Consider the following 18,069-nt stretch of genomic DNA (forward strand, 5'->3'; position numbering starts at 1 on the left):
CTTGGATGCCGGTTAGCGGCCCAGACCCTGCAGCAGCGAGTCAAAGATGTTTTGCGCAATCTGGATCATTTTCGACGATGCCTGGTAGGCCTGCTGGTATTGGATCAGCTTGGCAGCTTCTTCGTCCAGATTCACCCCCGAGACCGCCGTACGGTCGCGCTCCAGGTTGGCGGCGATGGTGGTGGACAGATCGGCCGCAAACTTGGCGCTTTGCGTGCGTGTGCCCACCTGCGCGATGGCACCGGCGTAGCCGTCGCTCAGCGTGGACTCGTCAAACATCTTCACGTCGCGCAAATCCATCAGGGCGGTGGCGTTGCCCGAGTTGCGGGTGAAGGTGTCGCCATATTGAGGGTCGAGTGCATTGCCAATGACTACCGTGTCGCCCGTCTTGGGGGAGCCCTGCAGCTTGATCTCCCAGCCGTTGACGGAGATGGGGACTCCCGAGGTGTAGGGCTGCGCAGTGGCCAGCGATGTGGGGGGGCAGTGCCTCTGTCGAGCACATCGTAGGTAGTGGGAGGGCCAACGTTGAACTGCAACTGAATCCCCCCCAGGATGGGCGGGAGGGCGGCGGGGTTTGCGTTGGCGGGCAGCACCAGGCCGGGCGGGTTGGGCAGGCCTGTGGCCTTGAGACCTGCCAGCTGCATCGTGCCGCCGTTGGACGTGCCCATGGCCGCATTGATGGGGTTGGCCACCGCCAGGTCGCGTGGTGAATACACCAGTGCCTGGATGTTGTTGGCGGCGGTGCTGAACGGTTTGAACAGCATGCGCTCGCCGGGGTTGCCAGGCGTGGTCAGATTGAAGTTGAGTCCGTCAATCTGCAGCGTGGCCAGGTTGGCGGCATCTGTGAACGCCGTGGACTTGCCATCCGACAGCCGCACCACCTGGCCGGCTGTACCCGTGGTGAAGCGGATTTCGTAGTCCGAGGCTTCAAACTTCGTGGGGCCCGTGAAGGACACGGTGCCGACCCCCGCGCCATTGGTAGAGCCCGGCATGGTCGTGGGAAGCGCGAACAAGTCCTTGCCGGGCAGGCCGTCGAGCGTCAGGCCCAGGTTCTGCTGCTCGTTCATCGTCATGCCGATGGCCATGGCCATGCGGCCCAGCAGGTTACGCCCTTCGGTCAGGTCATTGTTGTTGAAGCGCAGAAGGCCCGACACCGAACCACCGCCGAGCACGTTCTCATCCATCTCGACCGGGGAAGCTCCCGGACGGTTGAAGAACAGCTTGATCTGGCCGCTGGCAGGGAACTGGGTGGCGTCGTCGACCGACAGGCTGGACGCTGTGGTGCCCAGCACCAGCGGCTGGCTGCCTGCCACGAACAGGCCCACCGTGCCGTCGTCGGCCGGAATCTGCGTGGTCTGCACATACTGGTTGATGTCGCGGATGATTTGGTCGCGTCGGTCCAGCAGGTCATTGGGGGTCTGGCCGTTGCCCTTGGCGCGGGCGATCTGCTCGTTGATGCTGGCCATCTGCTCCGCCAGGCTGTTGATGGCCGTGACACTGCTCTGGAGTTGCTCGGTGACCGTGTACTGGATTTCGTTGAGGCGATCCCCGGCCGTTCGCATGCGTGCGGCCGTTTCATCCAGGCGTGTGAGCACGACGGTGCGCGCGGTGATGTCGGTAGGGCTGGTGACCACGTCCGAGAACGCGTTCATCATGTCGTTGATGGCGGCGCCCAGGCCGGTGGTGCCGCCACTGAAGACCTCCTGCAGCTGGCTCAGGCGCTCTGCGCGCACGGCATCGGCTGCCTGGGTCGATCCGGCCGAAGCCGACTGGCGGGTGAGCAGCTCGCTCTGGTTGCGCAAAATGGTTTGCACATCCACACCCTGGCCGATGTAGCCGCCACCCGTGAACTGGCCCTGCACGGTCTGCAGCACCACGGTCTGGCGCGAATAGCCGGCTGTGTTGACATTGGCAATGTTGTGGCCTGCGGTCTGCAGTGCCACCTGGTTGGCCAGCAAGGCGCGGGCGCCGACGTTGAGAAGACTCATGGCTTACCTCGGCTTTCTCGTCACGCCTGGGCGCGCTGTACGCGCAGTGCGCTGTTGATGGCGCCGCTGAGTTTTCTGGCGTATTCCGGGTCGGTGGCGTAACCGGCCTTTTGCAGTTCGGACGCATAGGCCACGGCCGATCCGGTTTTGGCAGTGGCCTGGGCCTTTTCGTAGCGCGGGCTTTCGGTGATCAGCTTGGCGTAGTCGCGGAACGAGTCCTCGTAGGAGTCGTAGGCACGGAACTTGGCGGTTACCTTGCGGGGCGTGCCGTTGATGTATTCGGTGGTGGTGATCTCGGCGACCTTGCCGGTCCAGCCCTTGCCCGCCTTGATGCCGAACAGGTTGAACGAATTGGAGCCATCGGCGGCCTTGATCTCGCTTTTTCCCCAGCCGGTTTCGTGGCCAGCCTGGCCCAGCATGAAACTGGCGGGAATGCCGCTTTCCTGCGCCACACGCTCTGCCGTGCCACTCAGATGCTGAACAAATCCGTCACGGCCCTTGGGGGCGGGAGTGGAGGCTTGTGCAGGGGGGGTGGAAGGCGCAGCGGCGCGTGGCACCGCCTGCTGCAGGCTCAGGGTGGAGGGCACTGAGAAGCTGGCATCGGCACCGCCCATCTGGCGCGAGAGTTGGCGTGCGATGGCCTCGGACAGACCGCCCTGTTGGCCGGACATGCTGACCGACAGTTGCTGGTCCAGCATGTCCTGCCCAAGGTCGGCGCCACCGCCTTCCATGAGGCCAGACTTCATGGTGGCATCGCGCATGCTCTTGATCAACTCACGCATGAACAGCGATTCAAACTGCTTGGCGGCTTCGCGCGTGGTTTGTGCGCTGTTGGCGGTACCCGCGTCGTACTTGAGAGCGTTCAGCGAGCGGATATCCACCGCCAGCGCGTTCGACGTGCTGGTTGTGCTGGACGAAGGCAGTGTCATGGCCATGATCGCTCCCGATGGTCGGTTCTCAGAGCTGCGGCAGGGCTGCGCATGTCAGATCACTTCCAGCTCGGCATTGAGCGCGCCAGCGGCTTTGATGGCCTGCAGGATGGCCAGCAGGTCGCCCGGCGTTGCACCCAGCGAGTTCAGGGCCTTGACCACGTCGGCAAGCTGCGGTGAGGCCGGCATCTGGATGATGTTGCCCGGCTCCTGGTTGATGGTGATGTCACTCTTTTGCGCCACCACCGTTTGCCCTTGCGACAGGGGGTTGGGTTGGCTGATGATTGGCGTAGAGCTGATGGTGATCGACAGGTTGCCGTGTGCGATGGCGCAAGGGCCCAGCGTGACCGACTGATTGAGCACCACCGAGCCCGTGCGGGCATTGATGACCACCTTGGCGGCGGGCGCCGAGGACTCCAGTGGCAACTCTTCCAGGTCGGCGATGAACCCGACGCGGGCACCTGGGTCCAGAGGCGCACGGACCTGAACTGTACGGCCGTCGAGGGCCGTGGCCAGCCCGGACCCCAGCTTGGCGTTGATGGCCTGAGCCACGCGGCGGGCAGTCTGAAAGTCGGAGGCGTTGAGGCCCAGGTTGATGGTGTCACCATCATTGAGTGGGGTGGGAACAGCCCGTTCCACCTGGGCTCCAAGCGGAATGCGGCCTGCGCTCAGGTGGTTGATCTGTACCTTGCTGCCGCCCGAAGAAGCGCCCGCGCCACCCACCACCATGTTGCCTTGGGCCAGCGCGTAGATTTCGCCGTCGGCACCGCGCAGCGGCGTAACGATGAGGGTGCCGCCCTTGAGCGACTTGGCATTGCCCATGGACGAGACATTCACGTCAATCGTCTGCCCCGGTTGGGCGAAGGCGGGGAGCTGGGCGGTGACGATCACGGCCGCTACGTTCTTGAGCTGCAGTTGCGATGCCGAGCCCGGGGGCAGGCTGATGCCCATTTGTTGCAGGTAGTTGGACATGGCCTGCGTGGTGTAGGGCATCTGGGTGGTCTGGTCCCCCGTGCCGTCCAGACCCACCACCAGTCCGTAGCCCGTCAACTGGTTGGTACGCACGCCCTGCACGGCGGCCACTTCCTTGATGCGCAGGGCCTGGGCGGGCCCCGCTACGCAGGCGGCCACGAGGGCCAGCAGCAGCCACAGCGCGCGCGCGGGGCGTGGCAAAAGGGAGTGGGACAAGGCTTTCATGGCATCCATTGTGGTGGGCCATGGCAAGAACTAAAACCCAAAAAGAAGCGGGTTCACCGGCTTATTGCGTGGGTTCCGCATGGCTGGGGAACGGCCGATGGGGCGTCCAGCATCCCAACAGTTTGCGGGAATACCCTGCAAGGCGAAATATGAGTAAAAAGAGCCGATAGCGCATTGTCTATAAGCGCTAATAGCTATAAATAAAGTAGCAATTTTTGGCCAGTCCCGGTGCAAAGGCCTGTGAGATCGCAGAGCCCACGCGCGTCAAAACTTGCGTGGCTAAGCGCGCGGTGCGCCGCGAAAGGGCCGCCCCGCCGCGTTAGCGGCCCCCCGCCCGTATTGTGCGAGCTTGGGGGGAAGGCGCGTAGCGCCTCAAGAGGTGACACGCTAGAACGGCGTGATGGTGTTGAAGAACCTGCCCATCCAGCCCATGGCTTGGGCTTCACCCTGTGCCCCGCGGCCACGGGATTCGACCCGCACATTGGCCACCTGGGTCGAGTTGACGATGCTTCCAGGCTGCAGTGCGCGCGGGTCGATGGTGCCCGAGAAGCGCAGGACATCGACGTTCTGGTTCACGCCGATCTGCTTTTCGCCCGTCACGACCAGATGGCCGTTGGGCAGAACGTCCACAACAGTGGTGGTGATCGAACCGGTAAAGGTGTTGGCGCTTTCCGTGCCGCCTTTGCCAGAGAACGTGTTCTCAGAGCCAGCCCCCAGCGTGGTGACGTCGGCGAGAGACTTCTTCACAAAAGGCAGATTGGTGATGCCGGCCTTGGCTTCGGATGTGCGGTCCACCGTGGACGAGGACTTCTGGCTGGCCGTCACGTTCTCGACGATCGTGATCGTGACGTTGTCACCCACCAGGCGTGCGCGGCGGTCCTCAAACGCAGGCCGGTAGCTCGCGTTGTGGAAGAGGCCTCCGGTCACCGGCGGCGCGACGCGTGGGGCTGCTGCCAGCGGTGGCGGCGTGGTGGGAAGGATGTCGACCGGTGGGGGGGGCGACAGGCTGGCGCAGCCTGCGCACAGCAAGGCCACGCCAAGAGTAGAGGCGCCTGCACGCAGCGAGCGGACAGTCTGTGAAAGAGAGGAGAAAGTCGAGTGGCGCATGACAAAGGTCCTGAGCAATAGTGCCAGTGGCACACCGGTTACAGCTGTGCGAGCTTGGCCAGCATCTGGTCCGAGGTCTGGATGGCCTTGGAGTTCATCTCGTAGGCTCGCTGCGTCTGGATCATGGTGACCAACTCTTCCACCACGTTGACGTTGGAGGCTTCCAAAAAGCCCTGCTTGAGAATGCCCAGCCCGTTGGTGCCTGGGGTGCCCTGTTGGGGCTGGCCGGACGCGGCAGATTCCTTGAACAGGTTCTGGCCGATCGGCTCCAGGCCTGCCGGATTGATAAAGGCCGACATGGCCAGGTTGCCGAGCGGCTGGGGCTGGGTGTTGCCCTGCACTGTGGCAGACACCACGCCATCGGCGCTGATGGTCACGCTGGTGGCGTTGGCTGGGACGGTGATGCCGTTGGCCACAGGCAGGCCACTGGACGTGACCATGCGGCCCTGGGCATCCACCTGGAACGAGCCGTCGCGGGTGTAGCCCAGCGTGCCGTCAGGCATCGTCACTTCAAAGAAGCCATTGCCATTGATGGCCACGTCGAGATTGTTCTTGGACTCTTGCAGGCTGCCCTGCACGAAGTTGCGGCTGGTGGCCACCGTGCGCACGCCCAGGCCCAGGTGCAGGCCGGTGGGTAACTGGTTCTGCTCGGTGGTGTTGGCGCCGACCTGGCGCAGGTTCTGATAGATCAGATCCTCGAACACCGCGTTATTGCGCTTGTAGCCGGTGGTGGAGACGTTGGCCAGGTTGTGCGAGATGACGTCGAGCTGGGTCTGCTGGGCAGACATGCCGGTTTTGGCGATCCAGAGAGAGTTGATCATGGTGCTTCCTTATGGCAATGCGGCGTTGGGCGCTGGTGCATCAGCCGTTCATGCTCAGCAACTGGCTGGCGGTCTTGTCATTGGTTTCTGCGGTCTGCAGCAGCTTCATCTGCTGCTCGAACTGGCGCGATGCAGCAATCATCCCGACCATGCATTCCACCGGGTTCACATTCGAGCCCTCCACGGCGCCCGACAGCATGCGCGCGTTGGCGTCATTGGGCATCGGGTCGCCCGAGGTGGTACGGAACAACCCGTCATCGCCCCGTTTGAGTGGGTCTTCAAGCGTCGGTGTTGCGAGCTTCAGGCGACCAATGGCCTGTGCTGGCTGGCCTGCTGTTTTGGCTGTGATGGTGCCGTCCGAGCCCAGGGACACTTCGGCGCCGGGCGGTACGTCGATCGGCGCGCCCCCGTCCGACAAAACGGGCAGCCCCGTGGGGGTGAGCAACTGGCCGGCGGCCGACACTTCGAAGCTGCCCGCGCGGGTGTACGCCTCGGTGCCATCCAGACCTTGCACGCCAAACCATGCGTTGCCTGCGGCCATGGCGTCCAGATTGCGGCCCGTGCGCTGCACAGGACCTGGGGTGTTGACGTAGCCCGATGTGGCTTCGAGCGCGAAGACGCGGGTTTTGGTGCCATCGCCCTGCAAGGGGACTGACCGGAAGGTGGACATCTCTGCACGAAACCCGCCAGTGGATGCGTTGGCCAGGTTGTTGGACAGCACAGCCTGCCGGTGGGCGGCCGCGTTTGCGCCCGTCATCGAGGTATAGATGATGTGGTCCATGGGGGCTCTCCGGTGTCCAGGGCAGGGTCAGTGAAGGGTCAGCCGATCAGCGCAGGTTGACCAGGGTGGACATCACCTGATCCTGCGTCTTGATGGTCTGTGCGTTGGCCTGGTAGGCGCGCTGGGCGGTCATCATGTTCACCAGCTCGGCGGTCAGGTCCACGTTGGAGTCTTCGAGCGCGCCAGAGCGCAGGGAGCCAAAGTTACCGTCGGTGGCAGTGCCCATCACGGGCTGGCCCGATTCGAAGGTGGCCACCCAGTTGTTGCTGCCCACCGATGCCAGTCCTTGTGTGTTGCGGAAGCTCGACAACGCCAGCTGGCCTTCGGCACGGGTCACGCCGTTGGAGTAACGGGTCATGATCATCCCGTTGTTCTCGATGTTGATGCCCGTGAGCTCGCCCGAGGTGTAGCCATCCTGGCTCAGGTTGGACACGGCGAACTTGGTGCCGAACTGAGTGACCTTGTCCAGGCTCACGTCCACGGTGTAGGTGGGAAGGTTGTTGGGATTGGGCGGCGTCGGGTTGACCGTGAGTGGCAGCGAGAAGCCTGTGGCCGGTGGTGTGGCCGCCGGGCCGGTGATGGCGCCGTTGTTGTCAAAGGTGATCTGTCCAATGGGCGTGGCCACCACGGGTGGCACTGCGGTGGGATCGTCCAGCGCGTCGTACACATCCCAGGTGTTGGCCGTGGCGGTCTTCTGGAAATACAGGCTTACCGGCTTGGCCACACCCTGGCTGTCAAACACGTTGATGGACGTGCCGTAGGTGGCGCGTGGGGTGGCGGGGATGGGTGGCGTAGCTGCGGGGTTGCCCGCCGCGTCGGTGGCGCGGGCGTCCAGATTGAACGCAGCGGTGATGGTGGTGGTCTGCTTGGCAGGGATGGGTTCGGCGGTAGGGAACACCATCGGGACAGGGTCGGTGCCCGAGCGCAGCCCGGTGACCGGATCTACGGGGTAGCCCATCACCGACGCATTGTCGTTGGTGATCATGTTGCCCTCCTTGTCCAGCTTGAAATTGCCGGAGCGGGTGTAGGCGGCCGAGCCATCGGGCAGCGTCAGGGTGAAAAAGCCATTACCGTTGATGGCCACGTCCAGGCTGTTGCCGGTGATCGTCAGATTGCCCTGGGTGAACTGCTGTGAAACGGCACCCACTTCTACACCGATGCCAGCATTGGTGCCGCCTGCAGAGCCAATGGCCGATGCCACCATTTCCGCGAACTCTGCGCGCGAGGCCTTGAACCCGACGGTGTTGGAGTTGGCAATGTTGTGTCCGATGACATCGAGGTTCTTGCTGGCGGCATTCAAGCCCGACAGGCCTTGCTGAAAACTCATGGTGTTCTCCTTGGTGACGCAGTACGAAGCGGGCCGGTGTTAAACCAGGGCCTTGATCTGGCTGTAGTTGATGGTTTTTCCGTTCGAGAGGGTCAGCACCAGCTGGCCGTCTTCGGCGCCAGCGGCGGTCACCTTGGAAAGGCTGAGAGCGGTGGAGTCGATCTTGGTCGCGCCATTGACCGCCGTGACGCGGAACTGCAGTGCATCGGTCGCACCGGTGTATTTGCTCGCATCCCATTCAAAGGTGTGGCGTCCGGCGCTTTGGGCGCCCATGTCTACGGTGTCGATCACCTGACCACCAGCGGTCATGACTTCGACCTTCACCCCAGTGGCGGCCGCGCCCAGCTCGAAACCGCCCTTGCCCGTCTTGTCGGCCACCGAAAGGCTGGAGCCTTCGATCATCACGTTGCGGCCAATCAGGGTCGTGCCCTGCATGACCTGCAGGGAGTTGAACTGTGTTGCCATGCTCTGCATGGTCTGGTTGAGTTGCTGGATGCCGGTCACCGTATTGATCTGCGCGATCTGCGAAGTCATCTGGGCGTTGTCCAGCGGGTTCATCGGATCCTGGTTGTTGAGCTGTGCGACCAGCAGCTTCAAAAAGCGGTCCTGCGCCGCCGCTGGGTCGGTGGCTGCGCCAGCCTTGGTGCTGGAAGAATCGGTGACGGACGGGGCGTTGGTGGCACTGAGAATCATGGTGGGGTCTCCCGGAAATTACTGGCCCATCTGCAGGGTTTTGAGGAGCAGCGACTTGGCCGTGTTCATGACCTCGACGTTGTTTTGGTACGAGCGCGAGGCCGAAATCATGTTGACCATCTCTTCCACGGCATTGACGTTGGAGTGCGTGACGTACCCTTGCTCATCGGCGGACGGATGGCTCGGGTCATGCACACGTCGGCCGGGCACATTGCTTTCGCTCATCCCGCTGATGCGCACGCCTGCCGCGCTGTCCGCACCCATGGGAGCGGTCTGAAAGACGACCTGACGCGCCTTGTACGCCTTGCCATCCGGTCCCGCGACGGCATCGACGTTGGCCAGGTTGCTGGCGACCACATTGAGGCGCTGCGACTGCGCGCTGATGGCGCTGCCCGACACGTTGAAGATGGAGAACATGGACATGGCGTAACTCGCTTTCTGCGCTGCAATGCTTATTGGCCTTGAATGGCGCTGAGCATGGTTTTGGCGTTGCCGTTGATGAAGCGCAGCGTGGCTTCATAACGGACCGCGTTGTCCACGAAATTGGCGCGCTCGCGGTCAAGATCCACGGTGTTGTTGTCCAGGCTGGGCTGGGTCTGTACGGCATAGCCCAAGGCGCCTTGTTTGTCGATGCTGGCGCTCGTCTGAACGTTCGGCAATGACATGTGGCGAGGATCTGTGAGGGTTGTGCCTGCGGTGCCGACCGAGCCACCCGTGGAGCGGCTGGTAAATCCCGAACCCGTGCCCGTGGCTTCGCGCAGTGCGTCGCCAAATTTGAAGTCCCGTGCGACATAACCAGGCGTGTCTGCATTGGCAATGTTGCTGGCGATGGCGCGCTGACGTTCCGCACGCAGCGTGAGCGCGTTGCCATGAAAATTCAGCTGGTTGGTCATCTTGTCAAGCATGTTTGCCTCACACCGTCGGTTGCAAAGGCGCCAGCCCGAAGGTCCTTTTTGGCGTGGCTCGATTATGGAAACCGTGCCTTTTTTCTAAAGCGCGAAGAGCGTGGAAATGGATGTGCAGTTCCGGGTTTTGGGAGTTGCCCATCTGCCTATAGTTCTTGGGGTGAAATGGCCTTTGCCCCCAGTGGGGAGGCCGCCAAAAGCCCAGGAGGCCCTATGCCAGCAAACCCCATTCCTAGCTCTGTGGACTCATTTTTCTCGCCTGTGTGGATTCGCGCGGGCGGGGTGTTGCGTGCCCTGTGTCTTGCCGGTCTGGGTTTGGCGGTGGTTCTGGGGGGTGGCGCGGCGCAGGCGCAGACGGCCACCGATCCTGTGCTCGATCTGGGGCCGCTGACGCAGCGATGGCTGGATGACGCGTTGGTGCGCAACCAGGCTGCAGGATCACCGCTGCGTATGGAAGTGAGTGTTGGCTCACTGGATTCCCGTTTGCGCCTTGCGCCCTGTTCCCGCGTGGAGCCATATTTGCCCGCGGGCTCCCGCTTGTGGGGGCGCACTCGCCTGGGCTTGCGCTGCGTGGACGGGGCCACTGCTTGGAATGTGTTCCTGCCCGTTACCATCAAGGCGTTTGGACCGGCCTGGGTCCTGACCAGCAATGTGGCTCCAGGAGCCATACTGGCTCCCAACGACGCTATCGAAGCTGAGGTCGATTGGGCGGCTGAGTCCGCTCCCGTCATGGCGAACCCGGATCTGTGGGTGGGGCAGATCGCCGCACGGCAACTGGTGGCGGGCCAGGCGTTGCGCCAGGCGATGGTCAAGGCGCCTTTGCTGTTCCGTGCCGGCGCGCAGGTGAAGGTGGTGGCCCAGGGCCCGGGTTACGCCGTCACGTCGGCGGGGCAGGCGTTGTCTGCCGGTGCAGTGGGGCAGACTGTTCGCGTGCGCATGGATAATGGGCGAATTGTTAGTGGCATTGTGAGTGACGGCGGGACAGTGGACGTCACTCTTTAATACCGCTGCCGTGATATATGGCTAAAGTCCCGGCGAAATGGGTCGAAAACATTGCTACTGTGCCCCACATCAAACGGGGTGGTGGAGAGAGCGATGAAGATTGGTCAAAAACCGGAACTCCCGGGCGCCTTGGCGCAGACAGGGCTTGCCAAGCAAGCCAAGAGCCCTGCAAGCGCTGCTGAAGGGGCCACCAAAGACGCACTGGCTGTGTCAACCGCCGGTGTGCCTGTGACGGTGTCGATGGCGGCAAGGGCTTTGGACCAGACGTCGCGTACCACGGGTGATTTTGATGCGGGCAAAGTCAAAGCGGTGCGTGCGGCCATTGACAAGGGTGAGTTTTCGGTGGATGCCGAAGCCATTGCGGACAAGTTGTTGTCCGACGCCCAGGAAATCCTGTCGCGCTCCCGGGGTTGAGCCCTCCTTTGCAGACGGGCGCGATCCACCGCACAATGCGCCATGTCTCTGGAAGAATCCCTCTCGGCTGTTGAGCAGCTGATCGATAAAGTCTCCACCGCCCTTCTAGCGGCGGACCCCCAGTCCCTGGAACAACACAGCACTGCTTTGCGTGACGCAGCGGCCCAGTTTGCTCGTGTTTTAGAGCAGTCTGCTGCTCGTGGTATTCCCATATCGGCGTCGGTGCAAAAACGCATGGATGCCATCGGCGGCATGCTGGTGGTGCATCGCGAAAGCCTGGCACGTCTTTCTGCCATCACCGATCGCCAGACCGCCGGCTTGTTGCCTCCGTCCAATGCGGCATCCACCTATGGCGATGGTCTGAACACGCACGCGAGCAAGCCCGGTGTGGCTCGTATCTATCGTTCGGCGGGCTGAAATACGCTCAACTTCTCAGCCGGAGTGCTTGTTTCGGCCGGAAGTCTTCGGGATCAAAGGGGGTTTAGTGGGCGCGCATCTTGGCGCGTAGCCGCGCAATCGACTGGCTGTGTAGTTGACAGACCCGCGATTCAGTCACGCCCAGCACAGCGGCGATCTCCTTGAGATTCATGTCATGCTCATAGTACATGCCCATGATGTGCTGCTCGCGTTCTGGCAGGCTCTTGATGGCATTGACCAGCGATGCTTTGAGCCGATGGTCACGCAGCAGTTCGACCGGGTCTGCATCGCTGTCGGCGACATGGCGGTCCAGAAAGCCGTCGTCATCGTCGTTGCCGTGTGTCATGTCCTCCAGGTACACCAGTTGGGTGCCGCGGACTTTGCCGAGCAGGCTCTGGTATTCCGCCAGCTCCATGCCCATCTCTCCGGCAATTTCTGATTCCAGCGGACTACGGCCCAGCTTCTGCTCCAGCCTCTGCACCGCGTGCTCAATGTCTTTCTGGCTCTTGCGCGAACTGCGGGACATCCAGTCGCCCTCCCGCAGCTCATCAAGCATGGCGCCACGGATGCGTTGGGTGGCAAAGGTCTCAAACTGCACGCCTTGAGTGACTTCGTAGCGCGAAAGCGCTTCTGCCAAGCCGATCATGCCGACCTGGATCAAATCATCCAGTTCAACATTGGGTGGCAGCTTGGCGATCATGTGGTGCGCAATCCTCCGAACCAGCGGTACATGCTGGCGGATCATGGCATCGCGATCAAGCTGGCCTTTGGCGGTGTACATAGAAAGAGTGTTATGCACTGGTAGAACGTGTTTGCGATCTTTCGGAGCCGCATTGGGGCGCTATCGCCCGATGTCGTCCCAAGCCTTCGGGCACGTGACTTGCCGCGAGGTCTGCTGTGTTTCGGGTCAACGTGGATACGTAAAAATGCATAACACGCTCTAGTCAGTGGCTCCGGACAAAATGCGTGAGGGTGCCTGTCATGTTGCTGGACGGCAGCGCAGTCAGCGATCCACCCATGGTGCCCGCATTTTCCAGCAGTTGCAAGGCCAGGCGTTGTAGGTCCTGGGGGCTCTGTGTCGCGATGGTCGTGGTGCGGATGGGGCCGCCCAAATGGCGTTCGGCGCACGCTTGTAACGTTGTCAACTGAGACTGGGCTTTGCGACGCTCTGACGCTGTGCTGCCCCGCAGCAACGCAGCCACCATGCAGGGCATGCCTGTGTGCAGGGCAATCTGTTTGAGACTCCTATAGCTGGCCATCACGCCTGCAGCGCCACTGCCCATGACCACCAGCGGTACCGTGGCAGTGTGTGTGAGCAGGGGACCCAAAGTCGACGCGGGTGCGTGCAGCACCATGAGGCCATAAGTTCTGAAGTAGGGCAACAGGCTTTCCATCGGTGACTGTAGAGCGTCCCAGGCTTTTCGGCTCAGGTGGTTCAGTCCCTTGGCGGCGGGAATCACCGCGAGCGAAGACGCCGTGGCGCCCATGTTCAGGCTGGCGCCCTCGTTCCAGGAAGCGTGTTGCAGCAGGTGAAGCAACCCAGGGCTCTCATCGGACTCGTGTGCCGTGCCATCGAGTACGACGACTGGATAGCCCAACCGTTGCAGGCTCGCGCAAATCTGCCAGAGTGTTTCCAGCCCGTTGGCGGAATTGCCCTGGCTTGCAACCGCGAGCACTCGCAACTCGGACTGGGGGGTGAAACTGTGCAGACCGGCGGCTTGGTGAAAGCCAAGATCAAGCATCGACCAGCCCCCCTTCGTTGATGGTGTCCGGAGAGTGTGAGAAGAAGAAGTTCAGGTCGGCCGCCTTCGGATCAAACGCCGACTTTGCCGGAGCGCGCATGGAGGTGCTGATGAGTTTGTGCGCATCGGCGCGTTCCCAGTCTTCAGGAACACGCTGTCCATTGGTCACGCCACGCAGCACCATCTGGTGGCGAATCAAGGCATCAATGGCAGGGCCTAGTTTGACGGCCTCATCTACCTTGGAAAGAATGGCTTGTTGTGAGCCATTGGTCTTGAAGGATGTCAGCACATCGTCCAGCGTGTCGCCATGGCAGCCGGCATTCAGAACCAGCAGGCGATTGACGTTGGGCAGATCCAGCACATCCAGCATGTCACGCTTGCGTGGGTCCCGAGGTGCTACGCCCGTGGTGTCGATCAGTACCATCTTCTTGCCACTGAGCAGCCCCAGCAAATCCTGCAAGGCTGCACGGTCATGCGCCAGATGGGCCACGATGCCCAGCATACGGCCGTAGGTGCGCAGTTGCTCATGCGCACCGACACGGTAAGTGTCCAGCGTGATCAGGCCGACACTGCCCGGGCCATGAATCCGGGCGCACATGGCCGCGAGTTTGGCAGTGGTGGTGGTCTTGCCCACGCCAGTGGAGCCCACCATCGCGAAGATGCCACCCTGTTCATAGAGCGGAGGTTCTGCCAGGTCGGTTTTGAGGTTGCGCTCCAGCACCTCCATCAGCCAGCGCACCGATTCGCCGGCCGACAGGTCTTCTGGCATGCGTTCGAGTACGGCGCGAGCCAGTGACGGTGAGTATCCAGCGCGGATCATCTTGAGCATGAGGTTGGACTGGATCGGGTTCTGACGTGCCTGTCCCAGCCAAGCCAGCGTGTTGAAGCGGTCTTCGATCAAGTCCTTCATAGCGTGCAATTCGTTCATCACGCTTTGCTGGTTGTTGGACTGGATCAGTTGGGCGCTTGCTGGTTCCGGCCGGCGGCGCGGGGCTTCCGGCGGAATATCCATCGGGATGGTACGCAGCGGGTTGTGCCGAGCCACCACCGGCGCGGGCATACGCTCACGTTCAGGCTCCTGGTCACGGCTGCGCTCCGACAGAGTGGGTGGATCTGAAGGGCCATTGAGGGCCTCGTGACGACGGCGCAGCATGCGCTCACGCACATAGTCCTGAAACGACAGCGTACTCATGGCCAGCTGTTCGGTGTCCTCTTCGACCGGGTTGCGGTCGAGACCTGATTTTGGGGCTGGCTGGCTGGCGCGTGCAGGTTGGTTGCGCGCAGTGCTGGGGGCCAGCAGGGGCGGGTTGGAAGAAGAACCCATGCTGCCATCCAGGGCCGACAGTGTGTCTTCGGCAGTGGCCATCACTTCGACACCATTGGCCGTCGGGCGGTTGGACAGGATCAGTGTGCCGTCGCCAAAGGCCATGCGCGCCTTGGCCAGAGCCTCCCTGGAGGTGGGGGCGGTAAAGCGTTTGATGTTCATGCTGATGCACCTTTAAGGATCGGCCCAATACGGATGGTGTGGGTCTCAGGGATTTCACTGTGCGCAAGCACCTGCAGGCGGGGCGCCACGCGGCGCACCAGTCGGGAGATGGCGTTGCGAATCTGGTCGGGAACCAGCAGGCAAGCGGGCAGGCCCATTTCTTCCTGCTTGAGGGCTACTTCGGCCGCTTTTTGCGTGAGGATGTCGGCCACGCCGGGGTCCAGTGCAGGGCCTGCTGAGTTACCCAGGGCTTGCACCAGGAGGCGCTCCAGACCGGGCTCGATGGCGATGACGTTGAGTTCGCGGGTGGGTCCGTAGATCTGCTGAACGATGGCGGGCGAAAGTGCAATGCGCACGCGGCGGGCCAGCTCGACGGGGTCGGAAACTGCGCCCGCATGCTCGGCCAGCGTTTCGATGATGGTGCGGATATCGCGGATGTGCACAGACTCCTCCAGCAGCAGCTGGAGAACTTTCTGGAACGTTGCGATGGAGACCATTTTGGGGACCACTTCTTCGATGAGCTTGGGAGCCAGTTTGGCCACGTGCTCCACCAGTTGCTGGGTTTCCGTGCGACTGAGGAGTTTGGCGGCTTGCACTTGCATCAAGTGTGACAAATGGGTGGCCATCACGGTTTCGGAATCAACGACGGTAAAACCTGCCATTTGTGCGGCTTCCTTCTGCCGATCGTCGATCCAGTGTGCTGGTAAACCAAAGGCGGGGTCGGTGGTGGCCGTGCCAATAAGGGGCGTGGTGATGCCGCCGGGGTTGATGGCCAGGAACATGCCCGGGAAGGCTTCGCCTTCGCCCACCACCACGCCGCGCAGCGTGATGCGGTAGCCGCTGGGCTTGAGTTCGAGGTTGTCGCGCACATGCACGGCGGGGGGCAGGAAGCCGACCTCCTGTGCAAACTTGCGGCGCACACCCTTGATGCGGGTGAGCAGATCGCCCTGGCGGCTCTTGTCCACCAGGCTGATCAGGCGGTAGCCCAGTTCCAGGCCCAGCAGGTCCACGGGCTGCAGGTCGTCCCAGGTGGCCTCGCCGTCGCTGACGGGGGCGGGCGGGGCTTCGACTTCGGGTGGCACCTTCTGACGTTCGTGCAGTACCCAGGCGCCATAGGCGAGCAAACCACCCATGGTCAGGAACACCACATGGGGCATGCCGGGAATCAGGCCCAGCAGCAGCAGGATGCCGGCGGTCACGCCCAACACGCGGGGCGACATGAACAGCTGCTGCACGATCTGGCGGCCCATGTCGTGGTCCTTGCCCACGCGCGAGATCACCATGGCGGCCGCCACCGAGATCAGCAGCCCTGGAATCTGTGCCACCAGCGCATCACCAATGGCCAGCAAGATATAGCTGTCGGCCGCCTGTTTGGCCGAGAGGTCGTGCTGCAGAACACCGATGGCGAAGCCGCCAATGATGTTGATGAGCAGAATCAGAATGCCAGCGACGGCATCGCCACGCACAAACTTGGAGGCGCCATCCATCGATCCAAAGAAGTTGGCCTCTTCTGCCACTTCGGCACGACGGCGCTTGGCTTCCTTTTCATCGATCAGGCCGGCGTTCAGGTCGGCGTCCACGGCCATCTGCTTGCCGGGCATGGCGTCCAGTGTGAAGCGGGCCGACACTTCAGCGATGCGTTCTGCGCCCTTGGTGATCACCACGAAGTTGATCACCACCAGGATGGCAAACACGATCAGGCCCACGGCAAAGTTGCCGCCGATCAGGAAGTGGCCGAAGGCCTCGATCACCGCACCGGCGGCACCCGGACCGGTGTGTCCCTCCAGCAGAACCACGCGGGTAGAGGCCACGTTCAGCGACAGGCGCATGAGGGTGGTCAGCAGCAGCACCGAGGGAAAGGCGGCGAAATCCAGGGGGCGGAGCATGTAGGCTGCCACCATCATCACCATCAGTGCCACAGCGATGTTGAGCGTGAAAAACGCGTCCAGCAACCATGGCGGGATGGGCAACACCATGAGCGCCAGGATCGCCACCACCAGCAAGGGGGCCGACAGCCCCTGAAGAGCGCCAGCGTTGCTGCCCGCCCATTGCTGCAAAGACTTCACGGAGGTATTCATACGGCAGCGCCTTGCACCGAAGTGCGGTTCAGCGGATCGAGTTCAGGCGGAACGAAAGGCTCCGCCAGGCTGTCAGGCATCCTGCCTTCGCCGCGCAGGGCGGCCTTCAGGCGGTAGACATAGGCCAGCACTTGGGCCACGGCGGTGTACAGCGTGGCGGGGATGGCCTGATCCAGTTCGGCATGTGCGTACAGCGCTCGGGCCAGCATGGGCGACTGCAACACGGGGATGCTGTGCTCCTTGGCAACGTCGCGAATCTTCATGGCGATGAGATCTGTGCCGCGTGAGATGACTTGGGGCGCGCTCATGGTCTTTTCGTCGTACTTCAGCGCTACGGCGTAGTGGGTCGGGTTCATGACCACGAAGTCGGCCTTGGGCACGGCCGCAACGCTGGCCCGCTCAGCAATCTCACGCTGTTTCTGGCGGATGCGGCCCTTGGTGTGGGGGTTCCCGTCAGACTCCTTGTGTTCTTGCTTGATTTCCTCGTGCGACATCTTCAGACGTGCCTTGAAGAAATAGGCCTGCAAGGGGACATCCACCAGTGCGGCCAGAAACACCACCAGCAGCAACAGGCTCATGCCCGATGTCAGCCAGTCGGCAATCTGGCTGATGGCCAGTGGCGAGGGCTGCAACACGAGCATGGCGATGGTTTCGATGCTGTTGCCCATGAACTTCCAGGCCACCCAGGTCAGGACCCCGCTCATGAACACCATCTTGGCCACATTGGCCATCTGTTGTTTGGAGAACAGGTTGGCAAACCCCGAAATGGGGTTGAGGCGATTGAATTGCGGCGCGATGGGTGTCAGGCTGAGAATCCAGCCGCCGGCCCCAATCGCACTGATCAAGGCGGCGCCGCTGGTGATGAGCGCGAACACTGTGCTTGCAACCAACCCCACCACCGCCATGTCCTGCAGGCGATTGAGCATGGTGCCGGGTGCCATCACGATGGCCGCGTTGAACGCCAGTTGCTGGCTGATAGCCAGCTTCATGTTGTCCATCAACTGGGGTGCCAGCAACAGCATGCAGGCCGCACCCGCGCCCAAAATGGCCAAGTGCGACAGGTCGCGCGAGCGTGCCCCTTGGCCATCTTCGCGTGCTTTTTGCAGCTTGCGCTCTGACGCGGGGAGGCTTTTTTCTTGGCTGGATTCCATGATGGCATGACGGCTGGTGTCATGCCATTGT

The 18,069-nt window shown here is 62.4% G+C and carries 17 protein-coding genes and 1 pseudogene; 3 read left to right on the forward strand and 15 right to left on the reverse strand.

Annotation, left to right across the window (positions count from 1 at the left end; translation table 11 throughout):
- Nucleotides 1-12: 12 nt before the first annotated feature.
- The 10 genes and pseudogenes from flgK to flgB form a co-directional block, all read right to left on the reverse strand.
- Nucleotides 13-1,988, reverse strand: a pseudogene (flgK, locus tag CLU85_RS03455) (flagellar hook-associated protein FlgK).
- A 20-nt stretch (nt 1,989-2,008) separates the two neighbouring features.
- Nucleotides 2,009-2,923: a flagellar assembly peptidoglycan hydrolase FlgJ gene (gene flgJ / locus CLU85_RS03460; RefSeq protein ID WP_100409062.1), complete on the reverse strand. Its 915-nt coding sequence runs from the start codon at nt 2,921-2,923 to the stop codon at nt 2,009-2,011.
- Between the two features lie 48 nt (nt 2,924-2,971).
- On the reverse strand, nt 2,972-4,123 hold the full coding sequence (locus tag CLU85_RS03465) for a flagellar basal body P-ring protein FlgI (protein ID WP_232727716.1): 1,152 nt from the start codon (nt 4,121-4,123) through the stop codon (nt 2,972-2,974).
- Nucleotides 4,124-4,501: 378 nt separating this feature from the next.
- Nucleotides 4,502-5,221, reverse strand: coding sequence for a flagellar basal body L-ring protein FlgH (locus CLU85_RS03470; RefSeq protein ID WP_232727717.1), 720 nt, complete (start codon nt 5,219-5,221; stop codon nt 4,502-4,504).
- Nucleotides 5,222-5,259: 38 nt separating this feature from the next.
- Complete coding sequence (gene flgG, locus CLU85_RS03475) at nt 5,260-6,042, reverse strand: flagellar basal-body rod protein FlgG (protein WP_100409063.1); 783 nt, start codon at nt 6,040-6,042, stop codon at nt 5,260-5,262.
- A gap of 40 nt (nt 6,043-6,082) precedes the next feature.
- Nucleotides 6,083-6,823 carry a flagellar basal-body rod protein FlgF gene (flgF, locus tag CLU85_RS03480; RefSeq protein WP_100409064.1) on the reverse strand — a complete coding sequence of 247 codons (741 nt, stop codon included), beginning with the start codon at nt 6,821-6,823 and terminating at the stop codon, nt 6,083-6,085.
- Nucleotides 6,824-6,869: 46 nt separating this feature from the next.
- Nucleotides 6,870-8,150: a flagellar hook protein FlgE gene (gene flgE / locus CLU85_RS03485; RefSeq protein WP_100409065.1), complete on the reverse strand. Its 1,281-nt coding sequence runs from the start codon at nt 8,148-8,150 to the stop codon at nt 6,870-6,872.
- A 39-nt stretch (nt 8,151-8,189) separates the two neighbouring features.
- Nucleotides 8,190-8,843, reverse strand: a complete 654-nt coding sequence (locus CLU85_RS03490; protein WP_100409066.1) for a flagellar hook assembly protein FlgD — start codon at nt 8,841-8,843, stop codon at nt 8,190-8,192.
- A gap of 18 nt (nt 8,844-8,861) precedes the next feature.
- Entirely contained in the window at nt 8,862-9,266 is a 405-nt protein-coding gene (gene flgC, locus CLU85_RS03495; protein WP_100409067.1) for a flagellar basal body rod protein FlgC, read from the reverse strand.
- 29 nt (nt 9,267-9,295) lie between these two features.
- Nucleotides 9,296-9,748, reverse strand: coding sequence for a flagellar basal body rod protein FlgB (gene flgB, locus CLU85_RS03500; RefSeq protein WP_100409068.1), 453 nt, complete (start codon nt 9,746-9,748; stop codon nt 9,296-9,298).
- Between the two features lie 213 nt (nt 9,749-9,961).
- Here flgB and flgA point away from each other — a divergent pair, with 213 nt between their 5' ends.
- The 3 genes from flgA to CLU85_RS03515 all read left to right on the forward strand — a co-directional run bounded on the left by flgA (nt 9,962) and on the right by CLU85_RS03515 (nt 11,581).
- On the forward strand, nt 9,962-10,750 hold the full coding sequence (flgA, locus tag CLU85_RS03505) for a flagellar basal body P-ring formation chaperone FlgA (RefSeq protein WP_100409069.1): 789 nt from the start codon (nt 9,962-9,964) through the stop codon (nt 10,748-10,750).
- Nucleotides 10,751-10,843: 93 nt separating this feature from the next.
- Nucleotides 10,844-11,164: a flagellar biosynthesis anti-sigma factor FlgM gene (flgM, locus tag CLU85_RS03510; protein WP_100409070.1), complete on the forward strand. Its 321-nt coding sequence runs from the start codon at nt 10,844-10,846 to the stop codon at nt 11,162-11,164.
- Nucleotides 11,165-11,206: 42 nt separating this feature from the next.
- Complete coding sequence (locus tag CLU85_RS03515; protein WP_100409071.1) at nt 11,207-11,581, forward strand: hypothetical protein; 375 nt, start codon at nt 11,207-11,209, stop codon at nt 11,579-11,581.
- Nucleotides 11,582-11,645: 64 nt separating this feature from the next.
- On the opposite strand, the gene CLU85_RS03520 is transcribed toward CLU85_RS03515, so the two are convergent.
- The 5 genes from CLU85_RS03520 to CLU85_RS03540 all read right to left on the reverse strand — a co-directional run bounded on the left by CLU85_RS03520 (nt 11,646) and on the right by CLU85_RS03540 (nt 18,038).
- Entirely contained in the window at nt 11,646-12,362 is a 717-nt protein-coding gene (locus CLU85_RS03520) for an RNA polymerase sigma factor FliA (protein WP_100409072.1), read from the reverse strand.
- A 163-nt stretch (nt 12,363-12,525) separates the two neighbouring features.
- Nucleotides 12,526-13,323, reverse strand: coding sequence for a hypothetical protein (locus tag CLU85_RS03525; protein WP_100409073.1), 798 nt, complete (start codon nt 13,321-13,323; stop codon nt 12,526-12,528).
- Complete coding sequence (gene flhF / locus CLU85_RS03530; protein ID WP_100409074.1) at nt 13,316-14,809, reverse strand: flagellar biosynthesis protein FlhF; 1,494 nt, start codon at nt 14,807-14,809, stop codon at nt 13,316-13,318. Before flhF ends, CLU85_RS03525 begins: the two co-directional genes overlap by 8 nt.
- Complete coding sequence (gene flhA / locus CLU85_RS03535) at nt 14,806-16,887, reverse strand: flagellar biosynthesis protein FlhA (RefSeq protein ID WP_100409075.1); 2,082 nt, start codon at nt 16,885-16,887, stop codon at nt 14,806-14,808. Before flhA ends, flhF begins: the two co-directional genes overlap by 4 nt.
- Complete coding sequence (locus CLU85_RS03540; protein WP_100409076.1) at nt 16,884-18,038, reverse strand: flagellar biosynthesis protein FlhB; 1,155 nt, start codon at nt 18,036-18,038, stop codon at nt 16,884-16,886. Before CLU85_RS03540 ends, flhA begins: the two co-directional genes overlap by 4 nt.
- Nucleotides 18,039-18,069: the final 31 nt, after the last annotated feature.

Source organism: Acidovorax sp. 69, assembly GCF_002797445.1.
Classification (GTDB): Bacteria; Pseudomonadota; Gammaproteobacteria; order Burkholderiales; family Burkholderiaceae_C; genus Acidovorax.